The following is a 21,581-nucleotide window of genomic DNA, read 5'->3' as shown; positions in this document are numbered from 1 at the left end:
GAATATTAAGTAGGTGAAGATATGGCACATACGATTTACATAGTATTAACCAAAACAGGGACGTTATTATCAAAAGCGATCGGCATGTATACGGGCAAGGAGATGAATCATGCATCCATAGCCTTTGATGAGGGGCTATTTGAAATGTATAGCTTTGGTCGAAGGCAATTGAACAATCCGTTAAGTGGGGGCTTTTTACGAGAGGATGCAGAAAGAGGGCTATTTGAGTGTGCGGATTGTGTTATTTATCGCTGTCGTATATCACATTATCAATATTTAGACATGATGAAAATTGTCCGTTATATGTACTGGAATCGAGATCGCTATAAATATAATTTTATCGGACTTTTTGGTGTGGTGATGCAAAAGGAAGTGAGACGTGAGCGTGCTTATTTTTGTTCCCAGTTTGTAGCGACGCTACTAAAGGTGGGAGGGCTAAAAATATATCAAAACCCAGCATTAATGACGCCTCATTGCCTAGCGCAATTACCGTATTTAGAGAAAGTATTTGCAGGGAAATTGGCAGATTATTTACAAACGGTTCGTGAGCCAGCTATGCTATATGGTTAAGATGCACTACCTGACGTTTAAATAGTAAAATAGACACTCATGCGACAATCTTCTATTTTGTAAGAGGATTGTCTTTTTATCTTTCAGCGAAAAACACCCTTCTTTATCGGTGGTGCGATAAATGTACAAATTGTACTTTTTGCTTCAATGGTGTCCCGATACTTTTCGAGCAAGCTCGAAAAAAATGAACGCAATTTCGCTAAGGCGTCATCAATATTAGTCATATTTACCCCATATAGAATGTCAATAAACCTAGTTGCTGGAAACTGGAAAATGAGTCCTATTCCTGTTAAAAGAGTCACCATAAAATTGCTATCATAAATAATAGATACGTACGTTCTACGAGTGATATCAGCAAGGAGGATATGGAAATGAGTGATGAAATAGCAGCAGTTGGCTGGGATGCGATTGATCAGGCATTAGCACAGGTATATGGTGAGCAGGAGCCAAAGCATTATGGAACTTTGATTCCCTATTCACTGGGAGGACAAGATCCTTTAGATGGAATTAGTGTTTATAAAAGCGAAACATCCATTCCGCATTGGCATTTTGTTACATATGGCTTCTCGGAACTATATGAAAAGGAATTTGAAAACAAGGACTATAGTGGATATGGATTTGAATTAACATTTCGACTAGTACGTCAACATGATGAGGACGAGCCACCTGCTTGGGCATTGAATTTACTACAGAATATGGGCAGATATGTGTTTAATAGTGGTAATGTTTTTAGAGCGGGAGATTATTTGGATGCAAATGGTCCGATTTGCCTCGATGCCGACACACAATTAACGGCACTAGCCTTTACACATGATCCAGAGCTTGCTGAAATCGATACACCAAATGGCAAGATGGAGTTTATCCAAATGGTCGGTATTTCAGAGGATGAGTTAGAAGCGATGCAGACATGGAATACACTTGGTGTACTACAGGCTGGCATGAAGCAAATACCAAGCTATACTACGGATTTAACAAGAACTTCTCTCCTACAAAATCCTGAAGTTACCGAGGCAGTTGTGCGAGGAATGGAGGAAGATGGCTCTAATACGGGGTTTCTTTTCGTAGATCAACTTGCTTGGGAAGTAGAAAAAAAGAGCTGGTTTAACAAACCGTCTAATGTTGTTCAACTTGGAGCAAAGCAAGCAGCTGTCATTAGTAAATTATTACGTGGACGTATTCTGAAAGATAAAGATCTTACCTTAGTCGGTCAACAAATAACGATAATATTTAAAGCAGGCCCTCAGGTAGGTTATTCAGAGAATGGTCAAGAGATTACGATCACATTGAACAAGGCAGCGGTAGGAGAATTAAGTCAGAGGCTGATACCGCAAGAAAGTCAATTCACTATTTCTTCTTTAGCTGGTGTAAGTTTTCAAATTTTGAAGACACATATTAAAAATCAAGAAGGAGCGGTTGTGAAAACAATCGGATAAGATGGATCTCTCGCTAAGGCTTTAGCGGGAGATTTTTCTCTAACAATAGAAAGGGAGGATGTACAGTGAAGCAGTGTGTAGAGCATTTTCTAGCGGCTGTGTGGGAGCAAATCACGGCTGTTTATCAAGAAGAGAGTAAACGAATAACAGGGCTGAAAGAGCAAAGTAGGTTACAAGCAGGCATCCTTCAATATTTGAAAGTTGCCTGGAAAAAAGGAAAAAGTCCTAATGGCACAATCTTTATAGATGTTTATGAGCCATTTAGTTGGAGTGATAGCTCCTATAAGGTGGAAGCGGGTTCATACATACAAGAATTTACAGATGTCCAGCATATTGAAGAGCTTTTTAGTGCTTTATGTACTAAAACAGAGGAAGTATTTCAATCTGAGCAATACGGTCCCCGATTTTTTGATTACCGCTTTGAGGTTGTGCTGGAATTTGAACATGATAAAACGGTGCTTCATTATCAAAAGGAGCTGTTGAATAATCGTAAACTAGCGTCAACGAAACAAGTGCTGGCAAGCTTTATAGAAACAAAGGTGATGGCAGAGCTACCAGTAAGACCAAGTGACAATGATGAATTTTTCCTTGCGAAGCATTTGGTCAATCCACATTTTTTCCATCAAACAGCTGAGGAAGTCGAACCACTTATTCATCGGCTTCAAGAAAAGCATCGGGCGAATAAAGAACGTTTAGACAAATGGATTTATTATTATACAATGGCCTTTAAGCAGTGGGCAGAGGAGCATTTTTTAACGCACTATTTTGAACAAGCAGGCGATTATAGGAAAGAGTGGGTATTGAAAACAGAGGACTCGGTACAACAACTAGAGCAGGAAAAACTAGATTTCTTTCTTTATGTCGCGTTGAAGATTGGTCAAAAAGAGCCAGCCACTCGATTAGAATACTTGGAACTTGCGAAGCAGCTTGGCTCGCTGCAGGCAGCTAATTATTTGGAAAAAGGAAGCGGTCGTTTTGAAAGTATAAGAAAGCGGGATGTATTCGAAGGACAGGCAAATGATATTTTACAAACGATTGATATACGAGTGATGGTAGAAGAGGAAAACGCTTATCGTGAAGCCCTTTACTATATCATTCAACTGCTACAAGAAGGTTTTCCAAAGGGCTATAAGCTGACTTTAAAGAGTAAAGCGAAAAATTATCTTCCTATTAAAAAGTTAGCTAAATCAAAGCTTCATCAATTTTTCGCCAATTGCCTACAATATCCAAATCTTTTCCCTTTATTAGCGGACTATGCCCAGCTTGCTATGGAGGAATTTGCTTGGTATCAGGATGTTGAGCCGAGTGAAAAATCAGCTATGCCCAGCACCTATGCGGTTTTTGGATTAGGGCTTTATAGCAAGGATTATTTTCCACTTGTTCAACGATATATGTTACTCGTTGATACAGAGCATCAATCCGTGCAAGATGCTTATGCGGAAGCCTTTCTTGAAGCTCATGGCTTATCAGTAGAGATGATGCCTGTGTTTGTAGCTATTTTACTTGGTGCAAGTGAATCAGCTAAGCCAATAAAGAACATTGACATCATGGATTTAGATTTGCTCGTGGCACTCGGACAAGAACTTGAAAAGAAAGCAGATTATCAGCGTCCATTTGTTTTATATCGAATATTCGGTAGTTCCAAGAAGCTTGCTCAGCGACTAAAGCAAGAATCAGCACCAATAAGGGATGAACTTGAGAAATTACTGCAATGGATGGATTCCTGAAGGGGGTAGACGAATGGAATGGACGGAAGTGAGTAAATCCAAGGATTTAGAGGTCGTTCGGGAGGCCATTAGTAAATTAGATGTAAATGAGCGAGATGCACGTGGGAGAACACCATTAATGCTTTTTATAACAAATCGAATGCCACATGAAGGAGTCAAGCTTCTTTTGGCACAGCATATAGACTTGGAGGCACGAGATAAGCTTGGTGATACAGCACTGAAAAAAGCGGTAAAGTTTAAGCAGAAAGAAGTGATTTCTTTACTACTTGCAAAAGGTGTAAATTTATCTGAGCCAGAGGGGATTACCGCTACAGCTTGGTTTGCGGCAAGGGAGCATGCAAGAATCGCTGATTTATTGGTAGATACACCAGGTGCAATCCGTCTAACTTTGAATGCAGAAGAACAACAGCAAGCTGGTGCCATTTTATATGAGGATTCTCTCAATACAATGTGCCAGCGCATAAGCAAGGTATCATCAGCTGTTATTTTACATGCCATTGTCAATAGCTATAACTGGGATGATGGCCCCGAGCCTATGCTCGCAGCATTAGCTAATCCAGTTTGTGCCCCTATTACCATGATAGACATGTTTGAGCTAATGGAAGGAGAATATTGGCTAGCACTAACAGAGGAAGAGATAGCGAGTTCCGATTGGAAGCGACCATGGAAAGAGATGGCACTAACCTTACAAGAAAAATTAAAGTGCTAGCTAGCGAGGAGAGAATAATGGACCAAAAAGCAAGGAAAATATTAATGCAAACCTATTGGCAATCTGGTGGATGGCGTTCAGGTGGTTATACCTATACAGAAGAAGATTTTCAATATGCTAAAAGTAAGGGCTTGATGTTTGATCGATTAACGATTTCCCATGATGAATGTGTACAAAGATTGCGACAGCTTCATGAGAAATTCTTAACAAAGGAGCTTGTGGTAAAGGCATTTTTGCATAGCTTATCGACGCGCAAAGTACATTTACGCAGTGCCTTATCGAGCTGGGCTCTTACGCATGATTTACCAATGCATACGTATGATGAACAACCTGTGGCATTGGTCTCCTATAGTGGCTGTGGCTACTGTAATGAGCAGAAAATCATGTCCAATGATACGTATGTCAATGAAGATTTAAATGTGCTTAATTTTGAACGCATCAAGTGGGGAGGGGTTCGCCTCAATTGGCTCATCTATTGTTTACTAGACTTAGAATGCCTAGTGAAAGAACAAGAAGCATTGAATGTAAGTGAGGATGACGTAGCCATCTTACAACAGATGGTAGCAGCAATAGAATCCTGTAACGACACAGATGCAGCTAGACAGCTTGAAAAGCGCTGGAAAGATGTTTTCAAGTCCAATCAACATGAACGAGATGTGGTCATGGAAATCTGGGGTTATGCGGGACTACTCGTATCAAAGGATGATTATCGCAAGGAGCGTGGACGTGGAACTGATTTTATGTCAATGGCGACTTGGAGAGGACAGGATGGCTATTCACAGGAAAAGATGAAGTTTTACTTTGGCTCCTACCTATAAAGCTGAGGATTATTGATATAGCAAAGGAATTTTAAGAGCGGCTACTATAATGAACAGCTGTCATGGTCATGCGTGCAGATTTTACTTTTACCAGAGCTTTACTAGAATAAGAAAGAGAGGTGCAGTAAGATGGGGGCTTGGGGATACAAAGCATTGGAAAGTGATGAAGGTTTAGATGTAGTGGCGTTTTTGCGGGAGTTTATGGAACAGCATAAGGAATCCAATCAGCTAACATTATCGGATATTGTACAGGCTATGAAACAGCAAGGCTTTTTTGGTAAAACATTGGAGGATATAGATTTTTTCTACGATATAAGTGCCCTGGCTTTGGCAGAGCTTTATAGTCAATATCTGGATACAGGAACCATTTATGGTCAAGAAAGTAAGGATGAACAAATACAATGGGTAGTAGATGAAAGCTCTTTGACATTTATATTGCGGTATTTACAGGACATTAGAGATGAAGTACCTGATCAACATGGTAGTAGAGAGATTGTAGAATTATGGCAAGAGTCCAAGAGTTGGCCAGAATGGCAGTCCAACTTAGCCTATCTTATTCAGACGGTGGAACAAGCGATTAACCGTTTGCCACAATAAAAATAAATGGAGTGATTGGAAATGACCTATGATTTTTGGATGATGGCTTCCATCATGGAGTTGGTTGAATATCCAGATGAGACAAGTGATGACTATATAGCACATCCAACTTTACAGACGATCATGGATGTGCTTGAAATCCACGTACCGATAGCAGAGATTTACGAACGTTATTTTGGTCAATCCATTCATACAGGACATGTTTTAGTATTTGCGAATAAGCAGCAACCACATGTCTGTGTGGTACTTGATACTTATCGAGATCCGCTCGATCAGCTGGATTTAATTCAATTTGGCTGGAGAGTGAACACAAAAGATGTTCACCTAGTAAGACAGCTGACACGAAAACTATTTGATAATTGTGATGAGGGGATTCGCTATGAGGAAGGTCAATCCATTCTCTATCAGGTATTACAAGAACAACGCTATCCTCGAAAACTTTACTATGAGACATTATATGAACAACAGCTGAAGAAATTTTGGGTATGATAGCATCAAAAAGGATTCGTAACACTTTCTATAAAAAGTGTACGAATCCATTTCCTAGAACCTATACAAAGAAAAAGCTGAATAGAGATAGCGCAATCGAAATGATTACAATAGGTCCAATCATTTTCATATGTCGTTTTCGTGCCATTACAACAATCGCTACATATTCACGAATCATCGCATTTGGCCAATAATAAAAGGCTGTCTTAGAGCCAATGCCCTGACTATCTAAGCCCGCAAGTCTTGCATAAATACCCGCACGAAAAAGATGGAAATTATTCGTGGTGAAAATACTGTTATAGGCCTCACCCTGTTTCCGATCATCCATGAGCTGCTTAGAAAATAACATATTTTGATAGGTATTCACAGAGCGGTTCTCCTGAAGTGTATGCTCAATGGGAATGCCTTTTTCTATTGCATATCGTTGCATCGCTTCAGCTTCGGGTAGATTTTCATCAGGACCTTGTCCACCAGAGAAAATAATGGTAGGTGGAGTAGTCACTGCTGCTTGCTTATGATAGAAGTCAATTGCCTTTTGAATTCTACTAGCTAAAAGTGGAGGCACCTTATCATTAATTAATCCACTGCCTAGTACAATAATAAAATCTTGATTCAATCGAGGGCGATTGAATTGGTAGAGAAAATAAGCAGATAAAAAATTGGATAAATGGATAAAAAAATAAAACGTAATGAGTGAAATTCCACCAAAAATGGGCTGGAGGTGGACTGAAAACAAACTCGCTGGATTGATAATCGGTAATAGGATAAAAAGTAAAATGCCAATCGCCACAAGTAATGTTAAGGAATTGGCTAAACGTCTACCTTCTCGCTTCATTAATACTCTCGCATTTAAAAATAAACCAAACATTAAAGCCACAATACCAAAAGGAATTAAAATGAAAAGAGCAATCAGTGGAATAATGACAATAAGCCTTAAAAAGTAATGGTCAGATGCTAAAGATAGAATGACGCAGAATAGCAGAAATGAACAGACAAATAGATTAAATAATAGTCCGTTGATCATTTTTCTTGGGTCTTTGAAGTAAGAAATAAGAAAAACGATGAAAAGAATCAGTGGAATAATGCCAAAATACATACAAAATGCACCTCTAGTGATGGAAGTTGGTTAATGATATCTCTATATTATAAGTAATTATTGGATGAAATCAACCATCGATGAAAAAGTGGAGGGGGAGCATCTAGAAGCTCCCTCTATTTTTTTTGTGTACGATGATAGGTTTTATTGAGGTAATGAATATATTGGGTGCGGGTCAATCCACCCGTTTGGCGATTAAAGTCATCGTAGGAGATATCATCTGGAAAACTAAATTCAGCGAGTGCCCGCTGACGATCTTCGCGGAAGTGTGGATGATCTAGCGACTCTGTTACAATTCCTTCCTCTTGCTTCAACCAATCACTGGCAACGCCTGCATAGACACCATGATTGGTAAAACGGCTAGCTGTTTGATAGGAGGTGGAAGGTGCAGGTTTACTAATTGTTCCTGTCCCCCAGGATAGACGATATCGAGGCTCTTTCCCATAGTTTAGTGTCACGCCATAGCCCATTGGAAATACAATATCGGATTCTGTTAACATTTTATGGCCTATCTTTTCATAGCATCCTCGCATAAAATGGTCATCCATCACAATATGGGTTTGAGGGGCCAATGGAGCAGATATGATTTCCTCAAGAGAAGGCAGGCGCTCTGTCGTTGTCAACAAATAGGGCCGTACAAACAATGGCATTGTCATTACATTATGCCAAATACTATCTTCTCCAAAAAGATGATCCTTTTGCATTTGACGTAAATCGCCAATGACAAGCACATAGCCATCTACAAATAAATCGATTTCTACACGAAAAATATCACCTGGCACAGTCTTATAGCGTAGACTTTTCATCTTGGTTAGCTTTTCTAGCTTGTCTGAGTAATCAGCAGGAAGCTGGGAGGGAAATTGCTCTAACCAATTCAAGAGAGCCGACTTAGTCGTTAAATGCTCAAAGCCTGTTAATGGTAGCTGGTAATATGTTTTAGTGTTACGAGCTGTGATATAGCTAGATGGATGGTTTTCATTACCTAGACCAGCAGAAAAAACAACGCCTGCAGCTTTCACAGCGGAGATATTGGTATAATTCAATTTCTTCTCTTTTCCACGCGCGGTTTGAGGGACAATGACTTCACGATTACGTGTTAAAATGTCGACATCCGCTTCTTGGTAGCTATGCTCGTTCACGAAAATTCTTTTTTTAATGAGATCACCTTCAAGGCAAATAAAATAATCCTCTCGAATCGGAATCGTTTCCCAATGTGCTTCTAAAGTATGTAGGCCGAAATAGGGGCGCAATGAATTCGTTAACCAACTAGTAAATGGTGTCAATCGGATTTCCTCCTAGCTATTGTTTTGTATTTTGGTCAAGTATACTGAATTTGGTGGGTGTCGAAAATAGCTTAGATGGAAAATAGTTACTTTTATGCAGTGATAATAATTGCTTTTGGAGCAGATGCCTACCTTTTTCTTCAGGCTATAGAACTGCTATAATGACAGACAGAGGTGATGAATATGCATATTGTGACGATTGAAGGCATACCCTATGCTTGGCTTGAACAATTACAGGAAATCCACGCTCACGTTTTTGATGGAGCTAATTTGCCACTCGAAAAGCTAGAAAAGAAAGAAGGCCTTCTTTGCATATTGGCAGTGGAAGCTGACACATTGATCGGCTTTAAACTAGGCTACCCACATCCAGATGATATATTTTATAGTTGGTTGGGTGGCGTTCATGCAGCACATCGAGGTCAGGGAATTGCAAGTCAATTAATGAAACAACAGCATGAATATATCAAGACTTTAGGCTTTCACAAAGTTCGTACATACGGAAGAAATACATTCAAAGCCATGCTCATTACCAACCTCAAGCATGGTTTCGATATATTATCAACATTTATTGATGAAAAAGGCAGACATAAAATTATATTTGAAAAAACAATTGATTAAGGAGTTTTATACATGAAAGCATATTTAGCAAATGGGTTATTTTCGTTAGGCGATCGTTTTGTAAATGAACAATTAGCAGCAGCTATTCGCGAGGCGGTACCAGGCATCGCATTATACGTACCTCAGGAGAATGAGGCCATCAATGATAAATCTGCCTATGCAGATAGCTTAGCAATTGCCCAAGCAGATTTAGAGATGCTACAGGATAGCGATGTTCTGATAGCTGTATTAGATGGGGTGGAAATTGATTCAGGCGTTGCCGCAGAGATAGGTGCGTTTTCGATGCTGAATCGTCCCATTATTGGGGTGCTAACAGATGTTCGTCAGCAAGGGCGGGACAATATGCAAAAAATAGAGGCACTGATCCGAGATGGGCTAGAGAATCAGTTTGTTTATCGTAATTTATTTGTTGTGGGGTTAATTAAACGCAATGGCGTGATTACATCTTCTATTGAAGAGGCTGTGAAAGCCATACAAAAACTACAGAACGGGGAGGCATCATGATGCTATTAGCTACATCAGACATGGTGGCAGGAAAAGATATCATGGAAACATTAGGGCTAGTGAAAGGGAATTCTGTTCAATCTAGAAATATTGGTCGTGACATGATAGCAGGTCTTCGCAATATTGTAGGTGGAGAAATGAAGGAGTATGCGGAGATGCTTGTGCGCTCTCGTGAAATTGCCACAGAGGCAATGGTAGAGGAAGCCAAACAATTAGGTGCAGATGCAGTTGTAGGCGTTCGTTATGCTACTTCATCTGTCATGGATGGTACATCCGAAGTATTGGTATATGGAACAGCTGTAAAATTCAAATAAAAGAGTACAAGGACTTTCATTCAATGGAAGTCCTTTTCAATGGTTAAAAAGTGACACATTCATCTAAAATGCTGTAAATTTTTAGTTAATTATGTCAAAAATACAGTCTGTTGTGCTGCTTGAATGGTGATTTATTATAGGATGCGTATAGTACAAATTATACCAATAAAGTAGAAGTTTTATCTTGATTCAGTTTATAGATAATGAGATGAATGCACAAATGGAGTAGGTGTCAAAACACCAACTGAATCAAGATAAAAGCCCAAGCGGAGGTCACAGATTTTGAAGAGGAGCTTTTTGAGCAACTCGCAAAAAATCTGGACGCAATCAGTAGAAGGGCTATTTATGGCCAATATACTGCAAGCTGGGCATGATAGAAGAAAGAGTGGGATATATGGTAGATTCACAACAAGGCAAAGGCTATCGCGTACTATCGATGTTTGATCGATTGATGGATGGCCAAGGAATCAACAAGAAGCAAGAAGCATTGACACATCAGGTTGGTGAAAAAACCATACAACGGGATATCGATGAAATTCGTACGTATCTGGAAAAGGCTAAGCTAGATTACCATTTACAATATGTACGTACAGAAAAAGTGTATAAATTAATGCATACAAAAAACAATCGTTTATCTAAAGAACAGGTACTAGTCATCGTTAAAATACTGATTGCCTCAAAAGCTCTCGTAAAATCGGATATCGGTGAGATCGTTAATCAACTTCTCTCACGTGTAGCAGACGATCAACTGTTATTAAATGAAAAAATTGTATATGAAGATATCCATCAAAACAAGTCATTATTGTCCTTGATATGGGGAATTTCAACAGCTATTCAAAAGAGAAAGGTCATTACAATTGATTATTTACAGGAGGGTGAAGCGATTCCAACTGCAAAAATTTTAAAGCCGCTCGCTGTTATCTTTTCAACACATTATTTTTATTTAATAGGAGATAATCAAGAAACCCCAACTGTTTACAGAATGGATCGTATTCAGCATTTTCGTGAAATGACTAACCTTTTTGAATTTCCATCTGTCCATCCATTACAAGTAGAGGACGCTAATGACCTTACTCATATCCGTCTTCTCTATAAAGGCCGTTCTCCTCAAATAGTCTACAGTCGGTTCCCAACAGCCCACCTAGTTTCACAAAACAATCATGAATATGTTTTTGAGGCAGAAGTGTTAGAATATGGCGTGAAAGAGTGGTTGTTAAGTCAAGGAGCCGATATGGAGGTATTAGAGCCAATTGAACTGAGAGAAGAGATCATTGAGACCTTACAAGCTATGCAGCAAAATTATCGTTACATATAAAAACCCGTGCGTACATGCACGGGTTTTTACGTTTACTGAAACAATTGTTTGATAAATGTCGTATCGATATCCTTAGTGAGCTTATAATCTTTCATGTAATTTTCCTCATATAAATACACGAATAAATGCTGGTCATCATCTAAACGCAAGCCAATTTCTCTGTTGTCATTAATTGAGAGTGTTAGCCAGTATGCTTCATGAGAATCAGAATTCGAAAACCACACCTTTTTTAAAGGTAGGTCCTTGAATGGCTGCATCATTTGATTGATTTCTGCTGCGTCAGTAATCGTTACTGTTTTTTCATCTGAGGAACGAATAATTTCAATCTCATGAATTTCCTCCATTTCGAGACGTTCTGTTACCTCTGTTGTAAAATCAGTGTCTCGTGTTAACAGCATTGTCGAGATATACAGAATAAGTAGTGGTAGTAAAATGCCTAGAAGTAGTTTGTATCTTTTTTTCATGCTTGTCTCCTTAAATTCTAAAAATTCACACATATGTATTCTTTTCCACGCTATAATTGAGCATATACTGAAATGATGAAGGAAGGCAATTAAATGACACATAATCATGAAGAAAAAGAACTATTTTACCCAAGTGGAATCATCATGTATCGAGGTGGCGTCAAGAAGAATGATTTCGGTCACGATATTTATGACGGCAAAGGCTCGCTATTTGATCAAGAGGGGGAATTATTATTCGAGGGTGAATTCGTCAATCATATGAAGCAAGGCAATGGCATTATGTATTTGAAAGGACAACTCATTTATCAGGGTGAATTCATACAAAATAAAAAACAGGGTCATGGCATTTTATATAAGGATGGTCATATCCATTATGAAGGTCATTTTCGCAATGACTTAATGGATGGCTATGGTGTTTTATATTATGAAGAAGAAGTAATTCGCCCTTATCAAACACTACGAGCACAGTATCCACATTTAAATCAACCGCAGTATGAGGGTTACTTTGTCCATGGCATGAAAAAGGGAAAAGGCAAGCAATACTTTCCAAATGGATTTTTACAATATGAGGGTGATTTTATTTGGCATCATATGCAAGGGGCTGGGAAGCTATATTACCCTACGGAATCACCAACAGCTGAGGAGCTTGCACGTGGTGTAACTAATCTCCACTATGAAGGTCATTTCTTTGAGGACCTAAAGCATGGTAAAGGCAAAGTATATTCTAGGGATGGAATTTTAGAAGCGGAAGGGCAATTTAAAGAGGATATGATGACAGGGCAAGGAACGCTCTATTATGCCAATGGGCAAGCTTCCTATATTGGTGACCTTGTTCAAGGCAAAAAACATGGACGAGGCGATTATTATAATGAAGAAGGCAAAATTATCTATAGTGGTGAATTTATTAACGATGAGCGGTTACGCATTACACCTGAAGTCGAGCAAGAGATTGCCAAGCTACAAAAACAATTAGATAGTCTTGTAGGTCTTCCGAATGCAAAGAAGGAATTACATAATTTAATAAACTTTATTAAAATTCAAAGTCTGCGTGTGGATCATGGTTTAACAAGCTTTCCTATTACGTATCACCTTGTCTTCTCGGGCAATCCAGGCACAGGTAAAACAACAGTGGCACGCATTATTGGCCAAATCTACAAGCATCTTGGCGTCCTTTCAAGTGGGCATTTTGTGGAAACAGATCGTGCAGGTTTAGTCGCTGGCTATGTTGGACAAACAGCGTTAAAGGTTCAGGAAGTCGTTAACAAAGCAAAGGGCGGGGTACTTTTTATTGATGAAGCCTATTCATTAATAAATGATAAACAGGATGCATTTGGGAAGGAAGCTATTGATAGTTTATTAAAGGCAATGGAGGATCTACGTGATGACTTGGTAATTATTGTTGCGGGCTATACAGAGCTAATAGAAGATTTTTTACAATCTAATCCAGGCTTTAAATCTCGCTTTAATCATTTTGTACAATTTGATAATTTTAGCACGGATGAACTCTATGATATTTTTACGATGCTTTGTCAAACGAACGATTATCAATTTGGCGAAGCATTTGCCCAACATATGAAAACACAGCTACGTCATATGCCAATTGAAACCATCCCTAATTTCTCGAATGGTCGTTATATTCGAAACTTGTTTGAGAAACTAGTGACGATCCAATCAAACCGATTGATTCAACAGGCAACAATCTCGAGAGAAGAACTCATGACATTTGAGGAGCAGGATATTTTACAGGGCATTGCAGAAAAGTTGTTTGACAATACTTTTTAAGACAAGGAGTAAATTCATGAAAAAGCTATTAGTGTTTATTTTAGTGTGTGCATGTATTTTACCACGACTAGTAACAGTTCATGTTACAGTGAATAATCATATTAATGTACGCCATAAAAACGATAAAAGTTGATGAGTGATGTATAAAGTGGTAATATAAGACAAAACATACGCTAACGTATTTTTTGGAGGGCAATTATGCAAGTAACGAAAGAGGATTGGATTAGAGCGGGTCTAGAGCAATTAGCAGAAGCGGGGATTCATAAAGTACGTATTGAAGCACTTGCTCGATCATTAAACATTAGTAAAGGTAGCTTTTATCATTATTTTCCTGATCGTCAACAACTATTAGATGCCATGCTAGACTATTGGGAAAACTACGCAACAAAGGCCATTATTCAAAATATGGAGCAAGTTGATGCTACTCTAGAGCAGCTTTTACGGATAAGTTTTCACAAAAATAAAAAGATGGAGATAGGCATTTATGCTTGGGCCAAATATGATTCAGATGTCGCAAAGCGTATCGTTCAAATAGAGGAGCAGCGAATAGCCTGTGTGGCGACACTCTATCAAAAAAGTGGTATCAGCATAGACGAATCCACTGATCGTGCAAGATTAGCTTATTTAACCTATATAGGCTGGATGACACGATTTGAAGCCAATCCTCATTTCGATCTCGAAAAAATGATTAAGCTGTTAATACAGTAAGAAGGTCTCTCAGAGCTAACATGGGCTTTGAGGGACTATATTTAACGCCAGAACATACGGTAGCGTATGTAAATGAAGAGGAGGTAGAACATGTTTATTTTATCAATTGTCGCAGTGGGACTATTAGGGCTCATTAGTATCCTACATATTTATTGGGCCTTTGGTGGTCGATGGGGTACAGAAGCTGTTATTCCTATGAAAGAAGGCAGCCAACAAGCCGTTTTTACGCCTAGAAAATGGGGAACGCTCTTTGTTGCAATGCTGTTGATGCTAGCAAGTGGTATCATCCTTGTTCAAGGAGGCTTCATGCCATTTTTTCAAGCCTCTATTTTTTCAAAAGTAGGAAGTATCGTTTGTGCGCTAGTATTTTTGCTACGAGCAATTGGTGATTTTAAGTATGTTGGTATTTTTAAAACGATTAAGCATTCCACATTTGCTCAAAATGATTCAAAATGGTATAGTCCTTTATGCTTGTTTCTTAGCTTTGTTTATGTGCTGGTGTTAGTTTAACAGCAATTTTACTTTAATAAGGGGAGCAGAATGGGGGATATAAAATGGAGCAAATGATCTACTTACTTCGCCATGGTGAGACAAATTATAATACACAAGGGAGATATCAAGGACAGCTTGATTCACCACTCACTGAGCGTGGTCGGGAGCAGGTTCAGCAAAATGCACGCATGCTGAAATCACTCATTGGCGATGCAGATGAATGGACCATCCTATCAAGTCCAATGGGAAGAGCCATGCAAAGCACAGCCATACTTTGTGAAACACTGGGCTATGACAGCAACAAGGTGAGGCAGGATCCACGTTTAACAGAGGTTGCTGTGGGACAATGGGCTGGATTAACCATGGCGGAAATACAGCAACAATGGCCTGCCTTGTTAACGAACACAGATGCCTTCAATTGGTATTTTCGTGCACCAGATGGGGAAACCTATGAAGCTGTTGTAAGCAGATTAACTGCTTTGCTTGAAACGATTCAACCACTTTCAAAAGTGATTATTGTCTCGCATGGCTTAACTGGTCGTATTTTACGCGGCGTCTATGCAAGTCTAAGCAAAGAAGAGACGCTCAAGTTAGAGGTTTCTCAAGATGTAATGTTCAAATTAAAAAATAAAGAGATTACAAGAATTAGTTCAAATTTCGATGATGATTTTTACCTGTGAAAATATTTAAGCGCATCCCATTTTTCTCAAGGAATATTCAGAAATGCCGCCTCTTATAATGTGTAGGAGGCGTTTTTTATGAAAAAGTGGATGTTAGTAGGCTGTATTTGTATCATGGTTTTCTTATTTTATTATACAAGCAAAACATATGAATTCACGCATCTAGAACTGCCATCATTACATAGTCAAAATGCTTTGTTACTCAATGAACAGGGCGATGTATTATACGAAAAAAATGCGGATGCTATTATTTATCCTGCATCTTTAACAAAGATCATGACAGCCATCGTTGCCATAGAGATGACAGATAATTTACAAACACAAACCATTGTAGAGCCCCAAACGATTGCGAACTATACGGCACAAAATGCTTCGATGGCAGGCTTTCAAGCAGGAGATTTTGTCACGATGGAGGATTTATTGTATGGTACACTCCTTGCCTCAGGTGCCGATGCAACAGGAACACTTGCAGATGCTGTCGCTGGCAGTGAGGACAAATTTGTCACGTTGATGAATAACAAGGCGCAAGAATTAGGCATGCATGACACACATTTTGTTAATACCAGTGGCCTACATGATGAGGCACATGTATCCACCGTGCGGGATATCAGCAAGCTTCTGCGATATGCATTGGAAAATACTACCTTTTATCAAATATTTACCTCAAAAAACTACACAACCTATGTTCCCAATCAATTAATCATCACAAACTCATTATTTACAAAATTACCGGGTCTAGACAGTCCGATAATAGGTGGAAAAACAGGCTATACCCCAGAAGCAGGACTGTGTCTGGCGACCATAATCGAGAAAGAAGGGAAATCTTTTTTATTCATTACAACCAATGCTCCTAGCTATATATGGAACCCACCCCCACATATTGAAGATGCCCTAACGGCCTTCGAAGCTTTATAGCAGGAAAAATAATGAAAAAACCTCAACTTTTTCATGGTTCCTAACGTCTTAATAGAAAGGGGAATTATATAGCTGAGGTTCGGTGGTGGATAACCAGCTTTTTATAGGAACCATCAAATACGGGGAGAGCTGCTGCTAAAAGTGAGGGAGCAGTTCAAAAAGAGAGGGGAGCCATCTCCAAAAGGTGGCGAACCTGCTCAAAGAGGTGAGAGCCCTCTCCCAGTAAGGAGAAGGTCACTCACCTAAGTCCGTAGGCCATTTAGCAGCATGAGAAAAAGGAGCTAACAAAAAATCTACAAAATAAGCCACCATCATTTAATTATCATAACCTATGCATAGTTTCTCAGTAAAAAGGGAAGGAGGAATGTATAAGTATTTACTAAAATATGAATTTTAGCAGCATCGTAAAAGGGAATCTAGTTGATTATTACTATTTTATGGCAGGGTTGTTTACTCTATAATAAAAGTTAAATCTTAGCAATTTTTTAGCAAACAGACATGGAAGACATCTAAGGGCGGTGTAGAACAATGAAAAAATTTTTACCCTTTGCCATCGTTTTGACGTTTATGATGTGCATCTTGGCAGGGCAACTTTCAGTAAATGCTGAAGGGTCAGTGGTGATTCACAAGGTAGTCAAAGATACGGTTATTTTTGAAGAAGCTTCTACGAATAGTGCGGAGATCGGGGAACTTTCGAAAGGTAGCTTTGTTTCAGTAACAAAAGTAAGTAAAGGTTGGACACATATTCAAACGCCAGAGCAGGAGGGCTATGTCACATCTGATGCTTTAGTTAAGTTGAAGTCTGAGGGATACCTAGTGATTCAAAAGGGCGGTACAACATTATTTACAGCCCCAAGTCAACATGCCCAGCATGTAGGACAGCTCTATGAAGGACGAATAATTTATGTATATGGCACAGCACCTGGTGGTTGGTCTTTCGTTCAATATGGCGAGGAGATAGGATATGTAGCGACAAACGCATTAAAAAAACCAGCTCCAACGAAGAAAAAAATTAATGCTGTTGCTGGTGCTGAATTACGTTTAACAGCTAGTCCAGACGGAGAAGTTCTTGGTACACTTCCCAATAAAACAAATGTCCAGTATTACATAACACTTGCTGGTTGGGCTTATGTAGAAGCAGGCGACCAAAAAGGGTATGTCAAAGCTTCTGAGCTAGCCGATATTCAGTTAATAGATAATAAAGTTTATAATAAAGGTGTGCCAGTAGCGAAAGGCGCAAAAAAACGGGTAGCCTTAACATTTGATGATGGGCCAGATGCTAAGGTGACACCACAAATTTTGGCAACGTTAAAGAAATACGATGCCAAGGCTACATTCTTTATGGTAGGTAAAAATGTGTCAAGAAATGCTGCAATCGTTAAACAAGTCTATGAAGCAGGGCATGAAATCGGAAACCATACCTTGAGCCATAAAAAATTAACGACCTTATCAATAGCAGGCGTTAAACAAGAAGTCAATGGCACAAGTAATGCTATTTATGCAGCCATCGGGCAGTATCCAACTGTTTTCCGCCCACCCTATGGGGCGACCAATGACCAAGTACGTTCTGTCATGACAATCCCCTCGATTTTGTGGTCGATTGATACACTGGATTGGAAACATCACAATCCAGATAAAATTTTAGCGTATGTCAAAGCCTCTGTAAAAGATGGGAGTATTATTCTAATGCACGATATCCATCAAACGACAGCCAATGGTTTAGAAAATGTTATTCTTTATTTACAAAAACAAGGCTATGAATTTGTTACAGTAAGTGAGATATTACAATAATAGAAAAGCTTTGCAATCGTCTACTCAGAACGAATGCAAAGCTCTTTTTTATTTAAATAAATTGATAGTCGTAATAATAATAGGAATCCCAAATACGTCAATTAAAAATGCGCCGACAATCGGTACGACAAGAAAGGCTTTTTTAGAAGGACCGAAGCGTTGCACAACGGCTGACATATTGGCCATGGCATTTGGTGTTGCGCCTAGACCATGTCCTGCAAAACCTGCTACCATAACAGCAGCATCGTAGTTTTTGCCAAGTAATTTAAATAACACAAAAATACTAAATACAACAATAAAGAATACTTGCGCAAAAACAATGATGAATAATGGTAGTGCCAAATCAGCAATTTCCCATAATTTAATACTCATGAGAGCCATGGAAAGGAATACACCTAATGTGACATCTCCAATTAATGAGATGCTTTTCATATTAATGGCTTCAGGTTTGAATTTATCCATAATATTGCGCACTAATACAGCCACAAACATTGCTCCTACATAGCCAGGTAGAACGAAACCTGTTGCTTCTGAGAATAGTGTGCCGACGTACGTACCAACCGCCATACAGAAAGTAATTAATAAGACTTGTGTAAAGAACGAATCCGATGTAATTTGCTCATGTTTATTTTCATATTGGACTTCTTCCGATTCTTGTTCATCTGGTGTTAAATTATATTTACCTACTAAATATTTGACAATTGGACCACCAATTAAGCCACCAGCAACTAGACCACATGTTGCGGCAGCAGCACCAATTGTCATAGCTGAAGAAATCCCTAAATCTTCTAAGGTTTGGCCAAATGCAGCTGCAGCGCCATGACCACCCTCCATAGAAACGGCACCCGCCATCATACCGATTAAAGGATGGATCCCCATAAGTGAGGCCAGAGATACCCCAATGACATTTTGCATTAACGCTAGGAAGCCACATGCTAGCCAGTAGATAATCAGTAATTTACCACCGAGCTTTACAAGTTTAAAGCTTGCACCTAAGCCAATTGTCGTAAAGAAAGTAATCATAAATAAGCTTTGTAAAGAAGTATCAAGTGATATTTCTAAAATACCCGTTGTTTTTAAGATGGTAGCAAGAGCAGCGAACAATAAACCACCAACCACTGGTGCTGGGATACAGAAACGCTTTAAAAAGCCTATTTTATTGATAAGAAAGCTACCTAATGCAAAGAGTGCAACAGCTAGGAATACCGTTGTAATTTGATTAATTTCGATCATGAACCTTGCCCCCTAAGTAAGTTGTTCAGTGCCTCATATACAAAATAGGCACCTAATTTCACTGTACGTCCGTTTTCATCTAATAACGGATTGACCTCACAAATATCAAATGAATGGGTGTGAGGGTGTGAAGTGACTTGTTGCAAAATGGAGCGCACAGTCGATGGGTCAAGCCCAAACGGTGATGGAGCACTTACACCTGGAGCAAATGCTGCATTCAATACATCCATACATAATGTTAAAAGAATATAATCATGCTTATCCATAAAATGTTGTAATGCATCCGTTAATTGTTGTTGGTAGGCTACCGTCATTTGATCCTCATAAACATACTCCACGTTTAATTCATCAGCTTTTTCGAAAAGTTCTCTTGTATTGCCGTAGCGTTGAATACCAACAACAAAATAGTCAGCGTGTGGATCCTGCTCTAAAATTTGACGGAACATCGTACCTGACGAAGGTTGTTCATCATATGGTCGTAAATCAAAGTGAGCATCGATATTGATGATGCCGATTTTAGCTTCCTTTGGTAGAGCAGAACGAACGCCTAAATAATGGCCATACAGCGTTTCATGCCCGCCACCTAGCACCACACATGATAAGTTTTTTTGTAGTACTGTTGCTACGACTTCACCAAGCTCACGTTGGGCTTCCTCTAAAGCATGATTTAGACAAACGATATTGCCAACATCCATAATTTGCTGATCGTCTTCAAATGTCCACGGTAAACTGGCTAAGCCTTCTCGTAGGGCGTTTGGACCATTTGCTGCCCCTACACGGCCTTGGTTTCGACGTACCCCTTCATCGCAGATAAAGCCAACGAGAGCAGCATTTTTCTTATCTGAAGCGCTTACATCATTAATCGCAACTCTTTTTACTTGTTGATGTAAACGAAAGCTGCTTGTATTTGTCGTTGAATCTATTCGGCCTTTCCATTGTTTTTGATCTGTCATTGTGTACATAAACTTATCAACCCCATTGTGAATATTATTGTAGAAAAAGTATTGTTGTAATTCATTATATATTCACATAATTATAATTACTAATATATAATTAATATTAATCTATAGCTTTTAACTATAAATCTGGGAGGTATCTATAGGTGGACATTAAACAATTACACTATTTTATCGCTGTTTCAGAACAGATGAATTTCTCAAAAGCCGCAGAAAGACTGCATATTTCGCAGCCTTCCTTAAGTAATGCGATCAAAAAATTAGAACAAGAGATTGGCTCCCCTTTATTAGAGAGAAATACTAGAAATCTGCAATTAACAGAAGCTGGAGAGTTACTTTTTGAACGAGCAAAAGTTATTGTAAAAAATATGGAAGTGCTAAAAATCGAAATGGATGAAGTGATTGTTCATGGCACGAGAGACATCACCATTGGTGTCATGGAATCTATTAAGCATTGGCTGCCAAAGGTAATCGCCAACTATAAAAAAGACTATCCTCACATGAAAATTCATTTAGTCGATATTTTAGGTAGTAAGCGGGTGAAAAAATCCTTGAAAAGCTATAAAACTCATTTAATCATCACCAATCAGCTAATGGATGATCCAGAGTTGGAAGTTCAAACTTTATATGAAGAACGGTTGGTCGCAGTATTACCTTTACATCATCCGTTAGCCCAAAAGGATACTTTAACCATCTCAGATATTTGTGAAGAACCATTTATTATTAGTACCGAGGGCTTTCAAACAAGACGAGATATCTTAACGTCATTTGAACAGGCTGGTAAAAACATCAATATTCAATTTGAAATTGAGCGTTTTGAAACCGCTGTATCGCTTGTACGAGAACATTTAGGAGTGACCATATTACCTGAAAATTACTTGCAAGGACCGACTGCTAAAACGATTGTAAAAAAAGAAATAGAGGGTCTGAATTTAAGTCGCAATGTCTATCTAGTGTACTTAAAAAACCGTCATTTACCATTAGCCATCCGACAATTACTGAAGGATATAGTACAGTTTTTTGAAAATAAATGATGTAAGTCCATAGTAATGAATTTTCTCTTTTATTAGAAAATTCAAAAATAGAA

At 38.8% G+C, this 21,581-nt stretch carries 23 protein-coding genes; 18 read left to right on the top strand and 5 right to left on the bottom strand.

The window, feature by feature from the left end; genetic code table 11:
• The first annotated feature begins 21 nt into the window (after nt 1–21).
• From NY607_RS09925 to NY607_RS09895, 7 genes are all read left to right on the top strand, one after another.
• Nucleotides 22–570, top strand: a complete 549-nt coding sequence (locus NY607_RS09925) for a hypothetical protein (protein WP_036076496.1) — start codon at nt 22–24, stop codon at nt 568–570.
• 371 nt (nt 571–941) lie between these two features.
• Nucleotides 942–2,003, top strand: coding sequence for a suppressor of fused domain protein (locus tag NY607_RS09920; protein ID WP_259419604.1), 1,062 nt, complete (start codon nt 942–944; stop codon nt 2,001–2,003).
• Nucleotides 2,004–2,068: 65 nt separating this feature from the next.
• Nucleotides 2,069–3,730 (top strand): DUF6138 family protein, encoded by a 1,662-nt coding sequence (locus NY607_RS09915; RefSeq protein ID WP_066037250.1) that lies wholly within the window; start codon nt 2,069–2,071, stop codon nt 3,728–3,730.
• A 13-nt stretch (nt 3,731–3,743) separates the two neighbouring features.
• Nucleotides 3,744–4,439, top strand: coding sequence for a DUF4274 domain-containing protein (locus NY607_RS09910; protein WP_259419603.1), 696 nt, complete (start codon nt 3,744–3,746; stop codon nt 4,437–4,439).
• 17 nt (nt 4,440–4,456) lie between these two features.
• Nucleotides 4,457–5,257 (top strand): hypothetical protein, encoded by an 801-nt coding sequence (locus tag NY607_RS09905; RefSeq protein ID WP_259419602.1) that lies wholly within the window; start codon nt 4,457–4,459, stop codon nt 5,255–5,257.
• Between the two features lie 129 nt (nt 5,258–5,386).
• On the top strand, nt 5,387–5,854 hold the full coding sequence (locus NY607_RS09900; protein WP_259419601.1) for a DUF4259 domain-containing protein: 468 nt from the start codon (nt 5,387–5,389) through the stop codon (nt 5,852–5,854).
• A 21-nt stretch (nt 5,855–5,875) separates the two neighbouring features.
• Nucleotides 5,876–6,343 (top strand): hypothetical protein, encoded by a 468-nt coding sequence (locus NY607_RS09895; RefSeq protein WP_259419600.1) that lies wholly within the window; start codon nt 5,876–5,878, stop codon nt 6,341–6,343.
• 61 nt (nt 6,344–6,404) lie between these two features.
• On the opposite strand, the gene NY607_RS09890 is transcribed toward NY607_RS09895, so the two are convergent.
• Both NY607_RS09890 and NY607_RS09885 read right to left on the bottom strand, forming a co-directional pair.
• A complete protein-coding gene (locus tag NY607_RS09890) occupies nt 6,405–7,439 on the bottom strand; it encodes a YdcF family protein (RefSeq protein ID WP_048392508.1) in 1,035 nt (344 codons plus the stop codon).
• Nucleotides 7,440–7,555: 116 nt separating this feature from the next.
• Nucleotides 7,556–8,722 carry an immunity 26/phosphotriesterase HocA family protein gene (locus NY607_RS09885; protein ID WP_259419599.1) on the bottom strand — a complete coding sequence of 389 codons (1,167 nt, stop codon included), beginning with the start codon at nt 8,720–8,722 and terminating at the stop codon, nt 7,556–7,558.
• Between the two features lie 183 nt (nt 8,723–8,905).
• On the opposite strand from NY607_RS09885, the gene NY607_RS09880 reads away from it, so the two are divergent.
• The 4 genes from NY607_RS09880 to NY607_RS09865 all read left to right on the top strand — a co-directional run bounded on the left by NY607_RS09880 (nt 8,906) and on the right by NY607_RS09865 (nt 11,473).
• A complete protein-coding gene (locus NY607_RS09880; protein WP_112118467.1) occupies nt 8,906–9,340 on the top strand; it encodes a GNAT family N-acetyltransferase in 435 nt (144 codons plus the stop codon).
• A 12-nt stretch (nt 9,341–9,352) separates the two neighbouring features.
• Nucleotides 9,353–9,844, top strand: a complete 492-nt coding sequence (locus NY607_RS09875; protein ID WP_112118468.1) for a nucleoside 2-deoxyribosyltransferase — start codon at nt 9,353–9,355, stop codon at nt 9,842–9,844.
• Nucleotides 9,844–10,158 (top strand): YbjQ family protein, encoded by a 315-nt coding sequence (locus NY607_RS09870; RefSeq protein ID WP_004225046.1) that lies wholly within the window; start codon nt 9,844–9,846, stop codon nt 10,156–10,158. Before NY607_RS09875 ends, NY607_RS09870 begins: the two co-directional genes overlap by 1 nt.
• Nucleotides 10,159–10,552: 394 nt before the next feature.
• Entirely contained in the window at nt 10,553–11,473 is a 921-nt protein-coding gene (locus NY607_RS09865) for a helix-turn-helix transcriptional regulator (RefSeq protein WP_259419597.1), read from the top strand.
• A 32-nt stretch (nt 11,474–11,505) separates the two neighbouring features.
• Here NY607_RS09865 and NY607_RS09860 read toward each other — a convergent pair whose 3' ends face one another.
• Nucleotides 11,506–11,937 (bottom strand): hypothetical protein, encoded by a 432-nt coding sequence (locus NY607_RS09860; RefSeq protein ID WP_131520041.1) that lies wholly within the window; start codon nt 11,935–11,937, stop codon nt 11,506–11,508.
• A 93-nt stretch (nt 11,938–12,030) separates the two neighbouring features.
• Here NY607_RS09860 and NY607_RS09855 point away from each other — a divergent pair, with 93 nt between their 5' ends.
• The 6 genes from NY607_RS09855 (at nt 12,031) to NY607_RS09830 (ending at nt 18,305) form a co-directional block, all read left to right on the top strand.
• Entirely contained in the window at nt 12,031–13,719 is a 1,689-nt protein-coding gene (locus NY607_RS09855; RefSeq protein WP_259419596.1) for an AAA family ATPase, read from the top strand.
• A gap of 198 nt (nt 13,720–13,917) precedes the next feature.
• On the top strand, nt 13,918–14,427 hold the full coding sequence (locus tag NY607_RS09850) for a TetR/AcrR family transcriptional regulator (protein ID WP_259419595.1): 510 nt from the start codon (nt 13,918–13,920) through the stop codon (nt 14,425–14,427).
• 90 nt (nt 14,428–14,517) lie between these two features.
• Nucleotides 14,518–14,937, top strand: a complete 420-nt coding sequence (locus NY607_RS09845) for a DUF3995 domain-containing protein (RefSeq protein ID WP_054550386.1) — start codon at nt 14,518–14,520, stop codon at nt 14,935–14,937.
• Nucleotides 14,938–14,981: 44 nt separating this feature from the next.
• Nucleotides 14,982–15,599, top strand: a complete 618-nt coding sequence (locus NY607_RS09840) for a histidine phosphatase family protein (protein WP_016993289.1) — start codon at nt 14,982–14,984, stop codon at nt 15,597–15,599.
• 78 nt (nt 15,600–15,677) lie between these two features.
• Complete coding sequence (locus tag NY607_RS09835) at nt 15,678–16,514, top strand: D-alanyl-D-alanine carboxypeptidase family protein (RefSeq protein WP_259419594.1); 837 nt, start codon at nt 15,678–15,680, stop codon at nt 16,512–16,514.
• 528 nt (nt 16,515–17,042) lie between these two features.
• A complete protein-coding gene (locus tag NY607_RS09830; RefSeq protein ID WP_259419593.1) occupies nt 17,043–18,305 on the top strand; it encodes a polysaccharide deacetylase family protein in 1,263 nt (420 codons plus the stop codon).
• 48 nt (nt 18,306–18,353) lie between these two features.
• On the opposite strand, the gene gltS is transcribed toward NY607_RS09830, so the two are convergent.
• Both gltS and hutG read right to left on the bottom strand, forming a co-directional pair.
• Nucleotides 18,354–19,538, bottom strand: coding sequence for a sodium/glutamate symporter (gltS, locus tag NY607_RS09825; protein ID WP_016993292.1), 1,185 nt, complete (start codon nt 19,536–19,538; stop codon nt 18,354–18,356).
• Complete coding sequence (gene hutG / locus NY607_RS09820) at nt 19,535–20,500, bottom strand: formimidoylglutamase (RefSeq protein ID WP_131520047.1); 966 nt, start codon at nt 20,498–20,500, stop codon at nt 19,535–19,537. The genes gltS and hutG overlap by 4 nt, the downstream gene beginning before the upstream one ends.
• Before the next feature lie 140 nt (nt 20,501–20,640).
• On the opposite strand from hutG, the gene NY607_RS09815 reads away from it, so the two are divergent.
• Nucleotides 20,641–21,528, top strand: a complete 888-nt coding sequence (locus NY607_RS09815; protein WP_048392528.1) for a LysR family transcriptional regulator — start codon at nt 20,641–20,643, stop codon at nt 21,526–21,528.
• The last annotated feature ends 53 nt before the right edge of the window (nt 21,529–21,581 follow it).

The organism is Lysinibacillus sp. A4 (assembly GCF_024919535.1).
Classification (GTDB): domain Bacteria; phylum Bacillota; class Bacilli; order Bacillales_A; family Planococcaceae; genus Lysinibacillus; species Lysinibacillus capsici.
The sequence above is the reverse complement of the archived record's forward strand: the minus strand, read 5'-3'. Positions and strand labels throughout refer to the sequence as shown.

Excerpts from the sequence above, each read along its gene's own strand:
- NY607_RS09925 (WP_036076496.1), top strand. The coding sequence starts at position 22 with ATGGCACATACGATTTACATAGTATTAACCAAAACAGGGACGTTATTA.
- NY607_RS09920 (WP_259419604.1), top strand. The coding sequence starts at position 942 with ATGAGTGATGAAATAGCAGCAGTTGGCTGGGATGCGATTGATCAGGCA.
- NY607_RS09910 (WP_259419603.1), top strand. The coding sequence starts at position 3,744 with ATGGAATGGACGGAAGTGAGTAAATCCAAGGATTTAGAGGTCGTTCGG.
- NY607_RS09905 (WP_259419602.1), top strand. The coding sequence starts at position 4,457 with ATGGACCAAAAAGCAAGGAAAATATTAATGCAAACCTATTGGCAATCT.
- NY607_RS09900 (WP_259419601.1), top strand. The coding sequence starts at position 5,387 with ATGGGGGCTTGGGGATACAAAGCATTGGAAAGTGATGAAGGTTTAGAT.
- NY607_RS09895 (WP_259419600.1), top strand. The coding sequence starts at position 5,876 with ATGACCTATGATTTTTGGATGATGGCTTCCATCATGGAGTTGGTTGAA.
- NY607_RS09890 (WP_048392508.1), bottom strand. The coding sequence starts at position 7,439 with ATGTATTTTGGCATTATTCCACTGATTCTTTTCATCGTTTTTCTTATT.
- NY607_RS09880 (WP_112118467.1), top strand. The coding sequence starts at position 8,906 with ATGCATATTGTGACGATTGAAGGCATACCCTATGCTTGGCTTGAACAA.
- NY607_RS09875 (WP_112118468.1), top strand. The coding sequence starts at position 9,353 with ATGAAAGCATATTTAGCAAATGGGTTATTTTCGTTAGGCGATCGTTTT.
- NY607_RS09870 (WP_004225046.1), top strand. The coding sequence starts at position 9,844 with ATGCTATTAGCTACATCAGACATGGTGGCAGGAAAAGATATCATGGAA.
- NY607_RS09865 (WP_259419597.1), top strand. The coding sequence starts at position 10,553 with ATGGTAGATTCACAACAAGGCAAAGGCTATCGCGTACTATCGATGTTT.
- NY607_RS09860 (WP_131520041.1), bottom strand. The coding sequence starts at position 11,937 with ATGAAAAAAAGATACAAACTACTTCTAGGCATTTTACTACCACTACTT.
- NY607_RS09855 (WP_259419596.1), top strand. The coding sequence starts at position 12,031 with ATGACACATAATCATGAAGAAAAAGAACTATTTTACCCAAGTGGAATC.
- NY607_RS09850 (WP_259419595.1), top strand. The coding sequence starts at position 13,918 with ATGCAAGTAACGAAAGAGGATTGGATTAGAGCGGGTCTAGAGCAATTA.
- NY607_RS09845 (WP_054550386.1), top strand. The coding sequence starts at position 14,518 with ATGTTTATTTTATCAATTGTCGCAGTGGGACTATTAGGGCTCATTAGT.
- NY607_RS09840 (WP_016993289.1), top strand. The coding sequence starts at position 14,982 with ATGGAGCAAATGATCTACTTACTTCGCCATGGTGAGACAAATTATAAT.
- NY607_RS09835 (WP_259419594.1), top strand. The coding sequence starts at position 15,678 with ATGAAAAAGTGGATGTTAGTAGGCTGTATTTGTATCATGGTTTTCTTA.
- NY607_RS09830 (WP_259419593.1), top strand. The coding sequence starts at position 17,043 with ATGAAAAAATTTTTACCCTTTGCCATCGTTTTGACGTTTATGATGTGC.
- gltS (WP_016993292.1), bottom strand. The coding sequence starts at position 19,538 with ATGATCGAAATTAATCAAATTACAACGGTATTCCTAGCTGTTGCACTC.
- hutG (WP_131520047.1), bottom strand. The coding sequence starts at position 20,500 with ATGTACACAATGACAGATCAAAAACAATGGAAAGGCCGAATAGATTCA.